Below are 13,461 nucleotides of genomic sequence, written 5' to 3'. Positions count from 1 at the left end.
GAGCAAATATGAATCACATTAATCATACTGACTTGATTTTGCAACGTTGTAGTCACTGCAATCAAAAAATTCATGCGCCGCCATTTAGCCCGCGGCAGGTGATTATTTGCCCACGGTGCACCTCTCAACTCAATGACGGCCGTTCATGGTCATTAAGTCGGCTGTCTATTCTTGCTATTACCTTGTTAATGCTTGCACCCATTGCATTTTGGCAACCCCTGATATCGATTCATCTATTAGGCAGTCAAATCAATGCCAACGTTATAGAAGGTATCCGCTTAATTAATCAGCAAGGTGACCCCATTACTGCCAGTATAGTGGCTTTTTGTGCGATTGCCGCCCCTTTACTGCTGCCTATTTTAATTTTATCGTTACTGATTGGCCAAAAAATCGGATTGAACCTCCGGCCTATTTTATTGGTACTAAGCCATATTAAAGAATGGGTTATGCTGGATGTTTATCTAATTGCACTGGGTATCGCTGCGATCAAAATGCAAGATTATGCCAGCGTATTTATCGGCCACGGGTTGATTGCCTTTATCACAATGTCTGTTTTAAGCCTGTTGATCCTCATCCACATGAATCTTGATGTGCTATGGAAAAACTTTTACCCCATCGAGGAAAAAGGTTCGCAGGCCAACGCAATTACCTGTACAGCTTGCCACTACAGCGCACCGCCAAATAAACACGGTAAGTGCCAACGCTGTCATCGCCCTGTGCAATATCGGGATCCTTATAGTTTACAAAAAACGTGGGCCGCACTGATTGCTGCCATGGTGTTGCTGTTTCCTGCTAACCTAATGCCAATTTCTATTTTTTACTTAAATGGGCAACGGCTAGAGGACACCATTTACTCGGGTGTCGTCTCACTAATCGACTCGGGTAACTGGCCAATTGCAATTATTGTTTTCATTGCCAGTATCTTAGTCCCGTTTATTAAAATTATTATCATGATTTTATTGCTGTTTTCGATTCATCTTAACAGCAATACTGACCCCGTCTTACGCATGAAACTGCTGAAGTTTGTTTCATGGATTGGCCGTTGGTCAATGTTAGATTTGTTTGTCATTGCACTGATGATGACGCTCGTTAACCGAGAACAATTAATGTCCTTTACCATGGGGCCTGCCGCGCTTTATTTTGGCACTGCCGTGATTCTAACAATTTTAGCCGTTGAATGGTTAGACAGCCGTTTAATTTGGGATTCTTATGGAAAAACAAAACCCGCAAAATGAGCCTTCTGATGATGCTGCAGAAGCCATACAACGCCGACGTGCGCGTATTTCGCCTTTTTGGTTGTTACCCTTGGTCGCTATTTTTATCGCAGGGTGGTTATTATTCCAACATTGGGTCGAGCGTGGCACGGATATCACGATTGAATTTACGTCGGCCCCCGGTGTGGTAGCGAATCGTACCCCTATTCGTTACCAAGGTGTTGAGGTTGGTTTAGTTCAATCAGTGGCAATCAGCAAAGATATGAAAAATATCATTGTCACTGCCAGCATTAACAAAGATATGCGTTCTGCATTGAATTCAGGCACTAAATTTTGGTTGGTAACACCCAAAGCCTCTCTCGCCGGCGTTTCAGGGCTCGATGCCCTTGTTGGTGGGAACTATATTGGTATGCTACCAAGTACTGGGGCTGAGCAGTTTTCTTTTGTCGCACAAGACACGCCTCCGCAGCAAAATATTGACCAAGGAGAGTTGCTCATACACCTTGCGGCTCCTGATTTAGGCTCATTAAATGAAAATTCGCCTATTTATTATCGCAAAGTCCCTGTTGGTCATATTTCCGGCTATACCGTTTTACCTGATAACCAAGGCGTGTCCATCTCAGCTATCGTGCAAAAGCGCTATGTGAATTTAGTTCGCAAAGACAGCCAGTTTTGGAATGTCTCAGGTTTACAAGGTAGCTTCGACCTAAAATCTGGCGCAAATGTTAAAATGGAAAGCCTTTCTGCAGTGATTAATGGCGCAGTGGCATTTGACTCCCCGGAAGGCAGTCCTCAGGCAGAAGAAGGTCAATCGTTTGTTTTACAAAGTAGTGCTGCGGTGGCAAGTGAAGCGAAGCAAAACACCAAATCACCACTGAATTTAACCTTATGGGCTCATGACACTTTTGGCGTCAACCAAGGGCAACCTGTTGTTTATCGTGGCATACAAATAGGTGAAGTGTTACAACGTCACTTAAATGCTGATAAAGTTGACTTCAATATTGCGGTTTATGATGAATATCGTCACCTAATAAGAGCCGACAGCAAATTTGTCGCCAATAGCCGTGTTGATGTTCAATTGGGGTTAAATGGCCTTCAATTTCAAGGTGCAACGCCGCAAGAGTGGCTTGAAGGTGGAGTTCACGTAATTGTCGGAAATAGCCAAGAAAAACTCCCAGCCACCTTCCCACTCTATCGCAGTGACGAAAATGCTAAAGCGGGTATTCTGGGCGTTTCACCACCAACAACAATTACACTCAACGCTGCAACGTTACCCGATATCCAAACAGGTTCTGTCGTGCTTTATCGCCAATTTTCCGTTGGGAAGATTATTGCCATTAAACCGACAAAATCGGGGTTTGCCATTGATGTCAATATTTCCAATGAATATCGCCATCTACTTACTGATAACAGTATTTTTTGGGCGGAAGGTGGGGCAAAAGTCGCACTGAACAGCAATGGTTTAACCGTCCAAGCTGCCCCGCTCAGCCGTGCAATTAGTGGTGCAATTAGCTTTGATAATTTTGACAATTCCACCGTTAATAAAGCCCGTCAACATACATTGTATCCGAATGAGACTTCTGCAAAAGCCATTGGCAGCGTTGTCACATTAACCACCTTTGATGCTTCTAAGTTGTCTGAAGGAATGCCAATTCGCTACTTAGGTATTAATATCGGTCAAATTGAATCTTTAAAGCTCTCTGCGGACAAACGCGAAGTGCAGGCTAAGGCAATCCTCTACCCCGATTACGTGAGTACATTCACTAAACTAGGTAGCCGATTTGCTGTTGTCACACCAGAGCTATCACCTGCAGGTTTAAATAATTTAGACAGCTTACTTCAGCCTTATATTAGTGCAGAGCCTGGCAGAAGTAATAAAAGTCGTTACCAATTTGAGTTACAAGCTGCCAATATTACTGATTCGCGTTATCTCGATGGCTTAACTGTCTACCTTGATGCTACTGATGTCGGTTCAGTCCAAGTAGGAACGCCAATTCTCTTTAGAGGATTAGAGGTCGGTGTTGTTACAGGACTCTATTTGGGAGAGCTTTCCGATCGCGTTTATGTTGCGACTCGTATCGGTAAAGAGTATCAATATCTGGTGCGTGATAATACCCAATTTTGGTTATCTTCTGGTTTCAACCTTTCCTTTGGTTTAACGGGTGGCGTAGTTAAAAGCGGAACATTTAAACAATTTGTTCGTGGTGGTATTGTGTTTGCAACCCCGCCAACAGTGCCTTTATCACCTAACGCTAAGCCTGAACAGCACTTCATTCTGAAATTAGAGCCGCCAAGCGACTATTTGGAATGGGGAACCTCTATTCCTAAAAAATAACCGCTACTAAGGTGCTTGTTAACCCAACAATGCACCTTTCCTTTTCATACTGCAAAAAAAATATTTTGGAAATAGATTCCATTTATACTATGCTTAATCTCGTTGGGCTGAATTTGTACAGCTAAAATCAATCAATGAGGTGTGATTATGTGTATAGTTAAATTGAAAATATCTTCCTATGAAATCAATGATGCCGTTATGGAGACTCATAAAAGCGACACGGTGAGTATTCCCTGTGATTCTGATACCGATTTTTGTATGCAGTTAGATGGTTGGGATGAACACACGAGTATCCCTGCAACTATTGATGAAAAACCTGTGCTGTTATACCGCCACCGCTATGACAAAGAAAACCATCATTGGGTTATGAAAGTTGCTTAGTCGTTTATTAGGTAACAACGTGATTAATGCAAAGATGATTGGCTTACTATCGATGAGTCAATATGTACGACAGCAAAACGAGAGGCAAAAAAAGAGGCCTGGTAGATTCCGATTACCGGGCCTTGGGAAATGGCTCTGGCAGAGCCGTGCGCTAAAATTGCCATTGAGACGTAACAAAGTACACCCTAATACTAGCTTTCAATGCACGTTATTGCCACATTAATTATCAATTTTTTTACATATTATTAACACAATTTATTGTTTAATTTTCTAATATTGAACTATTTGTTCAATAGGTCATACCTATGTAAGTAATCAGCAAAACCTTTCAATCCATTACCTCATTGATATATAACATTTTTTAATGGATAACCGTTTCCCTCTTTCTTTTTCTGCAATAATAAAACCACCTTAAAACGCCCTACTTACTACCACACAATTTCGCAGCGGCTTCCTTCAACGGCAAAACACGCTCTTCAACACTTTTAGTGGTCTCAATCGGCTTGAGTAAAACATCGATAGGTTGGCCTTTAATTTCTTTATTATTCATTTGGGTTGCGGCGATATCATTTAATGGATACTGCATTAATGTCGCTGGATTGATCACCACCAGCGCACCATTACTGCGACATTCCAACATCACTTCTTCACGTGTAAATGGCCAATCATCGCCAAATTGTTTTTTACTAACGGATGTTAAAGGGGCAGCAACAGCCGCGCTAATTGTCCCGCCAACCAATAATAAGCAAATAATGAGTTTAGATTTCATTGAAATGACCTTGTAAACGAATGAGATAATAAGGCGCTATTATCAAATAAATAGAGTGGTTTTGCTACACAGGTTGATAAGTGGCAAAAATAGCTACCGCTAAAATCGCCATTGTCCCAAGCAATAATTCAACCCAACTATTGATGATCAGGTAACTGACTTGCCCTTTTTGCTTGATCCTTGGCACGATATAATAGCGATTAATTGATGCCAACATCAACATCCCCATGACCAATATAATCTTAAACCAAAGTAGAGATTGATATTCAGAGCCTGAATACACCATCGGCCATTGCGGTAAAATGCTTATTGCACTAATAACACCAGTGATGACCACCAAAACGACTGCGACGTGCCCATAACGCGAGAACCGCTGCATCGTATTAATAATTTGTGTATCCATTCCTGCCACAAGTTCACGTTTGTTACGCAAGAATTGAATGCAGATTAAAAATGGCCATAAGCCCCCAAACCAATAGGCTGAGCTAACAAGATGAACAAATTGATTAAAGCGATGAAGCGCACCAACAATGCCATCTTGCATCGCAGCATGGCCGATAAGTGCGTGTAACCCAAGAAGAATAATAGATAGAATTAAAATAAGGTGCAGGCGGATCTTGATAGATTTAACAAACAAAACCACCAATAAAATCACCGAGAATAGTAACTCCCAGCGCCAAATTTGGCCAAATGATGTTCCGAGCACACCCTGCCAAATATCCCAATCCGTCGCGTCCTCCCAGCCATCGCCCATTAAACCCGCTTGTGCTAACATCCAGCCAAAAGAGGTCACAATGGTGACAACAGCACAGAAGTTAATCCCTTTATTCAAATAACGACTAATTAAATAGCTAAATTGCCCACAACTGAGCAACGCCGCAAATATTGACATTCCACACATCAATATTGCAGCGATAAAATGAATAAAACGAATTAAGGTATAAAACGCTTCAAGTGACATATTATTTCACTGTAAAGCTATAGGTCCCTTTGGTTTTATGACCATCAACTGAAACAACACTCCAGTTAACATCGTATTTGCCTGACGTCAGTTTATCTTCAACAGGCACAATCACTTTCGTATCATTGTTAGCGTCTAATGTCGCTTTCCCTGTTTTGATAATATTTTTTTCAGGGCCAATGATAGATACCTTCGTAAAGTTAACTTCGATGCCTTCAGAGAAATTTAGCGTGATGGACTCAGGTGTTTGCTCAACCGCAGCGCCTTCAGCAGGAAGTTGATCTTTTAAATGTGCATGAGCAAAAGCTTGTTGGAAAGACATCCCTAAGAATAGAACGGCAATCGCACTCAGTTTACGCCATGAAGATTTAATATGGGTAATTGGCATAGTAACCTCTTAATTTGCAGGTGAATTTAGAATGTTTGCCAATCATTATACGGAAAAAAATGGTTTGTGCCGCTTAAAAACGGGATTTAAGGGCTCATCCTGTGAGTATTCACACAAAATGAAAAGAAAAAGGCTTATGAACATTGAAATTAATCACTTTTGTCCATAAGCCTAATAAGGTCTTTATACATCAAATAGATAGATTACATTTTAGTCATGACCAACTCACAACACAAAATTAAATGTGTGCTGTTGATGACAGATTTTTTAAATCTTTATCCAGTAAGAATAGCGCTTTACCAGACTCACCCACCATGTCCAGTTTATCCAACACAGATTTAAATAGTTTCTCTTCTTCGTGCTGTTCTGCAACATACCATTGCAGGAAGTTAAACGTTGAGTAATCTTGTGTTGTCATCGCTAAGTGAGCTAATTTATTAATTTCACGCGTAATCAGTTGCTCGTGTTCATACGTTTGATTAAAAACATCCGCAATAGATTTAAAATCAACAGGTGGTGCCGCGATTTGCCCTAATAATGGCAATGCACCTGTATCGCTAAGGTAATCAAACAAACGCTGCATATGTTCCATTTCTTCTTGAGAGTGGGCCTTTAAGAAAGCGGCTGCACCTTCATAACCTTTATCGCTACACCACGCACTCATTTGCAAATAAAGGTTTGCAGAGTAAAACTCAAGATTTAATTGTTCGTTTAATTTTTCGACCATACCAGTAGTTAACATATTTTTACCTTAATGTTTAAATATTCCTGAGGCTATTATGCACAGTATTACAATAATTAAAACCCTAAAACATTCTGAAAACAAAAAAATCCAATTTACTGATTATTAATAACTTTTGTTAAAAACAATAATAATCAATATCATTATCTTTCACTGTTTTTAAAATTATTAATTAAATATAAAACTATATTATTTTGATTATAATTTCACGTTCTTTTCGATAAAGAATTGAGACTTCTTCTCATTTAATCGCTACAATATTCCTAAGTCCCATTAAGTGATAGAGATTTAAAATGAGCCACAATCTTGCTTTATTACCCAAAAACGAAATGGATAAAATTAACGTTGACTTATTGGCATCTGGCGTCGCATTCAAAGAACGCTATAACATTGCCATTCTTGCTGATGCTGTTGAGCGGGAACAACCCGAGCATTTGAGGGAATATTTTAGAGAACGGCTAGTTTATTACCGTCAGTTATCACAAAATTTTTCGCGGTTACCTTACGAACCCAGAAACCGTTAAGAAAAAAGAGGGGGATATCCCTCTTTTTTCATTGTAAATTCATCAATATAATCGCGTATAATTGAGTACTACTCAATTATTTAGAAGTGTTATAGGTCACCGTATTATTTTGGCAATCTACCGAAACAGAATAACGTAGGTCAGATTTCGAACCTCTAACCACTAACGGAACGGTATACCCTGTCTCAGTCTTTGTGACTTCATTATCGTTAACCCAAGCAACGGCTTTTTTACCGAGCGCGGCTTTTTCTTCGGCCCAGCGTGGTAAACGATTATGCATAAAATCACTTTTAACCTGAGCCGCAATTTGTGGTTCAGTTAGCGCACCACAGCTTACAAACGGTGCAGCCTTACCCTCTTCCTTGTTAACACTTAACGCGAATGAACTAAAAACAAGAGCACACGTTCCTAGAGCAATAGCAATTTTTTTATTCGCTTCCATACTCTCCTCCGATACCTAATTGTTAGGTAAAGATTTTTGATTAGTTTTGCTGCCTATTTAAGCCTATAAGAAGGTGTTAAATTTGCGCGTTATCTGTAAGTTATTTTCTAACGACATTGATAAACAGAATGACTTAACTAATATTAATCTATCAGATTCATGTATGAATGTTAATAGTATGTTTACTTATTATTAATTTTCATCTTCATCTTCAAAAAGTACGTGAACTTGTTCTTTGCCTTGATGTTTCTCACGAATTTCTTGTGCAACGAGTGCAATTGCTTCGCCACTACTCATACCGTCAGCCATTAATTGGTGAATTTTTTCCACCGCTTCTTGCTGTTCTTCATGATTAAGTGCGGGTATTCCTGATAACATGGTTTAAACCTCATTCATAAAAGACTAAAATCAATAATTAAGATTTTAACATCTCTTCGGTTATTAAGATAAGAGTATCTGTTAGTCTGGCCAGAATCACTTACGAAAAAGTAAACTTATCACCATGATTATTAATAAAATTCAGTTACCTTACAGCCCAACAGCGGCAATCGATTATTTTACGCCTCTCGCTCACCAGCCTTGGGCGATGCTATTGCATTCGGGCAATGCGAAACACTCACATAACCGGTTTGATATTATTGTTGCTGATCCTATTACAACACTTACAACCTATCAGTCACAGACAACAATTACAGAACAGAATCAAGAACCTATTATTTCTGAAGCCTCACCTTTCGCCCTACTGCAAGCGCAACTTGATAAACACCATACAAACCAAATATTGGATAACACGTTGCCATTTAATGGTGGAGCCCTTGGTATTTGGAGCTATGACCTTGGCCGCCGTATTGAAAAAATCCCAGAAATCTCGAAAACGGAATTAACATTTCCCGATATGGCTGTCGGCATCTACTTATGGGCACTGATTGTTGATCACCAAGATAAAACCGTCACATTGATTAGCCATGAAGATGCCGAGGCGCGTTTAACTTGGCTGCAAAGCCAGAAAACACCACGCAAAAATAAGTTTAAGCTCAATACACCTTGGCAATCCAATATGACAGAGGATGAATATCAGCAAAACATTGCGCGTATTCATGAATATTTGCGCAGTGGTGACTGTTATCAAATCAATCTAGCGCAGCGCTTTAAAGCCAAATATAAAGGTGATGAATGGAACGCATTCCTTGCATTGCTTGAAGAGAATGGCGCCCCATTCTCTTCCTTTATACGTCTACCGGAAAATGCCGTCATTAGCATTTCCCCTGAACGCTTTATTTTATTGCAAGACGGCGATATCCAAACGCGTCCGATTAAAGGCACACTTCCACGTTTAGAAGATGAACAAGACGATTTGGCTCAAGCTGGCAAACTGGCTAACTCCCCTAAAGACCGTGCAGAAAACTTAATGATCGTCGATTTATTACGCAATGATATCGGCCGTGTTGCCAAACCGGGAACGGTTAAAGTGCCAGAATTGTTTGTGGTTGAACCTTTCCCTGCCGTTCACCACTTGGTCAGCACAATCACGGCTAGATTAGACAGTCCATACCAAGCCACCGATTTATTGCAAGCTTGCTTCCCTGGAGGGTCCATTACAGGAGCGCCTAAAATTCGTGCAATGGAAATTATTGAAGAGTTAGAACCTCATCGCCGACATGGATATTGCGGTGCAATAGGCTATATTAGTTTCTGTGGCAATATGGACACTAACATTTCTATCCGAACTTTATTGACCTATAAAAAGCAGATTTATTGCTGGGCAGGCGGTGGTATTGTGGCAGATAGCCAAGCCGATAAAGAATACCAAGAAACTTTCGACAAATTGAGCCTTATTCTACCTTTATTAGGAGCGTTAAATTCGGATGACCGAGCTGAATAACTTTATCAACCGTTTTCAGTTTACTTTACCGACAACCCGTCAGGCACAGCGCCAGACGGGGAAATCGGCTGCGGTTTTATTACCAATTATTAATAAACCTAACCCAACGCTACTACTGACCCAGCGATCGCCATTATTACGTTCCCATGCAGGGCAAGTGGCCTTTCCTGGGGGTGCGAAAGATCCCGAAGATGGCTCATTAATTCATACTGCACTACGTGAAACTTTTGAAGAAGTCGCTATCCCACCTGAGAAAGTGAAGGTACTGGGGCAACTTGCACCGCTGCAAAGTTATGGGGGCTATGAAGTGACTCCTGTTGTTGGCTTACTGCCTGCTAACATTCAATATCAAGCAAACCCAAGTGAAGTTGCCTCCATTTTCGAAGTTCCTCTCTTTGATGCGTTGTCATTGGGACAACATAAATATGTGGATATCAAACGTTCAGGCCGTGAAAATCGAATTTTTTTCTATTGGTATAACGGTCATCTCGTTTGGGGTCTGACGGCTTCCATTCTTCATCAATTAGCATTGCAATTAGATTAGCCACTACAGCATAAACAACCATACAAAACTAACTTTTCAATCAAAAATTTTACACTAGCTTTTATCTGCTTCCCTATCATTCCTAATTTTATTGTTTCGACTGTATAAATTTAAAGCAAAACACAAGCAGATTGTGCTATTTACAATCAATTATTCCTAAGCAACTACCTTATTTCAAAAAATACTTTAAACTTACTGGTTAACACTACTAAATAACAGTAAAGTAGCGCCTTTTAAAATAAAGCACTCTATTTTCAACTTTTTTTAAGGAGTCCTGCGTGATAAGCGTTTTCGACATGTTTAAAGTGGGCATTGGCCCGTCAAGCTCTCATACCGTTGGTCCAATGAAAGCTGGTAAAGAATTTGTCGATGATTTAGTGAGCAAAAATCTCTTACCTAACGTCACTCGAATCTCTGTTGACGTCTATGGGTCATTATCGCTTACTGGTAAAGGGCACCATACTGATATCGCCATTATTATGGGCCTAGCAGGTAACTTACCTGCCACCGTTGACATTGAATCTATCCCAACTTTTATAAAAACGGTAGAAGACACTGAAAAATTACCTTTAGCGAATGGAACTCAATTAGTTGATTTCCCACGTGAAGATGGTATGAATTTCCGTCAAGATAACCTAGAGTTACACGAAAATGGCATGACCATTCATGCGTTTGCAGGGAATGACGAAATTTATACCAAAACCTATTATTCAATCGGTGGCGGTTTTATCGTCGATGAAGAGCACTTTGGTGAATCAGCGGTCGATAGCAAGCCTGTATCCTACCCATTTAATTCAGCAGATGAATTACTGCTAAATTGCAAAAAATCAGGTTTATCGATTTCCAGCCTGATGATGAAAAATGAACTCGATCTTCACTCAAAAGAAGAAATCGACGCTTACTTTGCTGATGTCTGGCACACCATGCAAGCATGTATTGAGCGAGGCTTAAATACTGAAGGCGTACTACCGGGGCCATTACGTGTACCACGCCGTGCGCCTGCTCTGAACCGTATTGTGACATCATCCAGTAAACTATCGAATGACCCAATGAATGTCATTGACCTCATTAATATGTATGCCCTTGCGGTGAATGAGGAAAATGCGGCAGGTGGACGGGTTGTTACTGCACCGACTAACGGTGCATGTGGGATCGTTCCCGCAGTACTGGCTTATTACAACCACTGCATCGAACCTGTCACGCCTGAACTTTACCTACGTTATTTCTTAGCGTCTGGCGCAATTGGTATTCTGTATAAGATGAATGCGTCTATTTCAGGTGCTGAAGTCGGTTGCCAAGGCGAAGTCGGTGTTGCTTGTTCGATGGCTGCCGCAGGCCTTGCAGAATTACTCGGTGGTAGCCCTGAGCAAGTGTGCATCGCCGCTGAAATTGGTATGGAACACAACTTAGGTCTCACGTGTGACCCTGTTGCGGGCCAAGTTCAAGTGCCATGCATCGAACGTAATGCGATTGCCTCCGTCAAAGCTGTGAATGCAGCGCGGATGGCTATTCGCAGAACCAGTGAGCCACGTGTATCATTGGATAAAGTCATTGAAACTATGTATGAAACAGGGAAAGACATGAATGCAAAATACCGTGAGACCTCTCGCGGCGGTTTAGCAATCAAAGTCCAATGTGACTAGTAAAACCTGTTTCTTCCCTTGAACGCCCTTCTAGTTATCTGAAGGGCGTTTTCTATTCTCCATCCATACAATGTTATTCACTTTTATTCACTAACCCCTCACATTATCAACAAATTTATTTAATCAATTCCTCACGCTATTTTGTTTACACATGGCTTATTTCGTTCAATTTCGCCAATCAGCACAATCGCAAATTAATACTATTTAATTCTAAAAACACATTTTGTTAGTTCACTTCACTCAGTATTTATCATACAAAATCGGTTATTTTTTAATCATAAAATCAATGATAAGCAATTTTTCACCTACATTTTGTTACCGATAACAATAATTTACACTGGAAAATAATTTATTTTAGAAATTAGATATCAACAAATAACAAATAAAAAGTTATTAATCGCAAATTATTAAGTATTTTTAGGTATATTCTTATTTTTCTGACGCGAAACAAGTTTTTAGGTTAAAACAAAATGATATGCTACAAATGTACTTCATACTAATAATTCAGATAGCTGACTCGTGACCGCCATGAGTAAATTGTAATTATTCAGCTAATATTATGATACAGGGGAAATTGATAAAAAGGAGTCTAACTTTAGTGTCCAATTTATCTACAGATAATATTTCGTTTTATCTATCAATGAGGGAAAAATAGTGAGTATAGCTATTATGATTGGTACCCACGGAGTCGCCGCTGAGCAGCTTCTCCGAACCACCGAAATGTTAATCGGCGAGCAAGATAATGTCTCGTTTATTGATTTTATCCCTGGGGAGAACGCAGACACCCTGCTTGAAAAGTACAGACAGAAACTGGAAAACTTAAATACAGAAAATGGCCTGCTATTCCTTGTCGATACTTGGGGAGGTAGCCCATTTAACGCTGCTAACCGTATTGCGAATGAACGCAATAATTGTGACATTATCACTGGTGTGAATGTTCCAATGTTGGTTGAAACCTTTATGTGCCGCGATGATAACCCATCTTTGGATAAGCTTATTACTGTTGCATTAGAAACGGGTCGTGGCGGTATTCGTCCACTCAAATTTAAAGAAGTTGAAGCACATCCTGCGCCTGTTGTTGCAAGCACCACACCACCAGCTCCAGCTCGAAAAGCCGGTCCCGGTGAACATATGGTGATTGCCCTTGCACGTGTTGATGACCGTTTAATTCACGGCCAAGTTGCAACGCGCTGGACAAAAGAGACCCAAGTCAAACGTATTATCGTCGTCAGTGATGAGGTCGCAAAAGACCAAGTCCGTTCGACACTGTTAAAACAAGTTGCGCCTCCAGGGGTTACGGCTCACGTTGTTGACGTTGCAAAATGTGTTCGCGTCTATAACAACCCCAAATATGCGGGGGAGCGTGTAATGTTGTTATTTACTAACCCAACTGATGTGAAGCGTATTGTTGAGGAAGGTGTGGAGGTTAAATCCGTCAATATTGGTGGTATGGCATATCATGAAGGTAAAACTATGGTGACCAATGCGGTTTCCATCAACCAAGCTGATATCGATGCCTTTAATTATTTGAACGACAAAAAAATTGAGCTAGAAGTCCGCAAAGTTTCATCAGACAGCAAAGTCTTCATGATGGACTTAATTAATAAGCTCAAAAAATAATGTGTTATCAAACTTT

General features: G+C 40.4%; 14 protein-coding genes. 8 read left to right on the top strand and 6 right to left on the bottom strand.

Annotation, left to right across the window (positions count from 1 at the left end):
* Positions 1-8: 8 nt before the first annotated feature.
* From yebS to ABWP91_RS00545, 3 genes are all read left to right on the top strand, one after another.
* Entirely contained in the window at positions 9-1,235 is a 1,227-nt protein-coding gene (gene yebS / locus ABWP91_RS00555; RefSeq protein WP_353241524.1) for a membrane integrity lipid transport subunit YebS, read from the top strand.
* Positions 1,210-3,549 (top strand): PqiB family protein, encoded by a 2,340-nt coding sequence (locus tag ABWP91_RS00550; protein WP_353241523.1) that lies wholly within the window; start codon positions 1,210-1,212, stop codon positions 3,547-3,549. The genes yebS and ABWP91_RS00550 overlap by 26 nt, the downstream gene beginning before the upstream one ends.
* 147 nt (positions 3,550-3,696) lie before the next feature.
* Positions 3,697-3,930 (top strand): DUF1480 family protein, encoded by a 234-nt coding sequence (locus tag ABWP91_RS00545; RefSeq protein WP_206086170.1) that lies wholly within the window; start codon positions 3,697-3,699, stop codon positions 3,928-3,930.
* 421 nt (positions 3,931-4,351) lie between these two features.
* Here ABWP91_RS00545 and ABWP91_RS00540 read toward each other — a convergent pair whose 3' ends face one another.
* The 4 genes from ABWP91_RS00540 to ftnA form a co-directional block, all read right to left on the bottom strand.
* Positions 4,352-4,699, bottom strand: coding sequence for a DUF2511 domain-containing protein (locus tag ABWP91_RS00540; RefSeq protein WP_353241522.1), 348 nt, complete (start codon positions 4,697-4,699; stop codon positions 4,352-4,354).
* A 64-nt stretch (positions 4,700-4,763) separates the two neighbouring features.
* Positions 4,764-5,660, bottom strand: a complete 897-nt coding sequence (copD, locus tag ABWP91_RS00535; protein WP_353241521.1) for a copper homeostasis membrane protein CopD — start codon at positions 5,658-5,660, stop codon at positions 4,764-4,766.
* A 1-nt stretch (position 5,661) separates the two neighbouring features.
* Complete coding sequence (gene yobA / locus ABWP91_RS00530) at positions 5,662-6,048, bottom strand: CopC domain-containing protein YobA (protein ID WP_353241520.1); 387 nt, start codon at positions 6,046-6,048, stop codon at positions 5,662-5,664.
* Positions 6,049-6,286: 238 nt separating this feature from the next.
* Positions 6,287-6,790 carry a non-heme ferritin gene (gene ftnA / locus ABWP91_RS00525; protein ID WP_353241519.1) on the bottom strand — a complete coding sequence of 168 codons (504 nt, stop codon included), beginning with the start codon at positions 6,788-6,790 and terminating at the stop codon, positions 6,287-6,289.
* 293 nt (positions 6,791-7,083) lie between these two features.
* On the opposite strand from ftnA, the gene ABWP91_RS00520 reads away from it, so the two are divergent.
* Complete coding sequence (locus tag ABWP91_RS00520) at positions 7,084-7,314, top strand: DNA polymerase III subunit theta (RefSeq protein WP_353241518.1); 231 nt, start codon at positions 7,084-7,086, stop codon at positions 7,312-7,314.
* 76 nt (positions 7,315-7,390) lie between these two features.
* Here ABWP91_RS00520 and yebF read toward each other — a convergent pair whose 3' ends face one another.
* Together yebF and ABWP91_RS00510 are read right to left on the bottom strand one after the other, a co-directional pair.
* Complete coding sequence (yebF, locus tag ABWP91_RS00515) at positions 7,391-7,756, bottom strand: protein YebF (RefSeq protein ID WP_353241517.1); 366 nt, start codon at positions 7,754-7,756, stop codon at positions 7,391-7,393.
* Between the two features lie 192 nt (positions 7,757-7,948).
* Positions 7,949-8,134 (bottom strand): YoaH family protein, encoded by a 186-nt coding sequence (locus ABWP91_RS00510; protein WP_353241516.1) that lies wholly within the window; start codon positions 8,132-8,134, stop codon positions 7,949-7,951.
* 124 nt (positions 8,135-8,258) lie between these two features.
* On the opposite strand from ABWP91_RS00510, the gene pabB reads away from it, so the two are divergent.
* From pabB to manX, 4 genes are all read left to right on the top strand, one after another.
* A complete protein-coding gene (gene pabB / locus ABWP91_RS00505) occupies positions 8,259-9,638 on the top strand; it encodes an aminodeoxychorismate synthase component 1 (RefSeq protein ID WP_353241515.1) in 1,380 nt (459 codons plus the stop codon).
* A complete protein-coding gene (locus ABWP91_RS00500) occupies positions 9,622-10,182 on the top strand; it encodes a CoA pyrophosphatase (protein WP_353241514.1) in 561 nt (186 codons plus the stop codon). The genes pabB and ABWP91_RS00500 overlap by 17 nt, the downstream gene beginning before the upstream one ends.
* A gap of 278 nt (positions 10,183-10,460) precedes the next feature.
* Positions 10,461-11,825 carry an L-serine ammonia-lyase gene (locus ABWP91_RS00495; RefSeq protein WP_353241513.1) on the top strand — a complete coding sequence of 455 codons (1,365 nt, stop codon included), beginning with the start codon at positions 10,461-10,463 and terminating at the stop codon, positions 11,823-11,825.
* Between the two features lie 654 nt (positions 11,826-12,479).
* Entirely contained in the window at positions 12,480-13,445 is a 966-nt protein-coding gene (gene manX / locus ABWP91_RS00490; RefSeq protein WP_353241512.1) for a PTS mannose transporter subunit IIAB, read from the top strand.
* Positions 13,446-13,461: the final 16 nt, after the last annotated feature.

The organism is Providencia sp., from assembly GCF_040396775.1.
GTDB lineage: Bacteria > Pseudomonadota > Gammaproteobacteria > Enterobacterales > Enterobacteriaceae > Providencia.
This window is presented reverse-complemented; position numbering and strand designations above follow the sequence as displayed.

Coding starts and splice junctions, on each gene's coding strand:
- ABWP91_RS00520 (WP_353241518.1), top strand. CDS start 7,084: ATGAGCCACAATCTTGCTTTATTACCCAAAAACGAAATGGATAAAATT.
- yebF (WP_353241517.1), bottom strand. CDS start 7,756: ATGGAAGCGAATAAAAAAATTGCTATTGCTCTAGGAACGTGTGCTCTT.
- ABWP91_RS00510 (WP_353241516.1), bottom strand. CDS start 8,134: ATGTTATCAGGAATACCCGCACTTAATCATGAAGAACAGCAAGAAGCG.
- ABWP91_RS00550 (WP_353241523.1), top strand. CDS start 1,210: ATGGAAAAACAAAACCCGCAAAATGAGCCTTCTGATGATGCTGCAGAA.
- ABWP91_RS00540 (WP_353241522.1), bottom strand. CDS start 4,699: ATGAAATCTAAACTCATTATTTGCTTATTATTGGTTGGCGGGACAATT.
- yobA (WP_353241520.1), bottom strand. CDS start 6,048: ATGCCAATTACCCATATTAAATCTTCATGGCGTAAACTGAGTGCGATT.
- pabB (WP_353241515.1), top strand. CDS start 8,259: ATGATTATTAATAAAATTCAGTTACCTTACAGCCCAACAGCGGCAATC.
- yebS (WP_353241524.1), top strand. CDS start 9: ATGAATCACATTAATCATACTGACTTGATTTTGCAACGTTGTAGTCAC.
- ABWP91_RS00500 (WP_353241514.1), top strand. CDS start 9,622: ATGACCGAGCTGAATAACTTTATCAACCGTTTTCAGTTTACTTTACCG.
- copD (WP_353241521.1), bottom strand. CDS start 5,660: ATGTCACTTGAAGCGTTTTATACCTTAATTCGTTTTATTCATTTTATC.
- ABWP91_RS00545 (WP_206086170.1), top strand. CDS start 3,697: ATGTGTATAGTTAAATTGAAAATATCTTCCTATGAAATCAATGATGCC.
- ftnA (WP_353241519.1), bottom strand. CDS start 6,790: ATGTTAACTACTGGTATGGTCGAAAAATTAAACGAACAATTAAATCTT.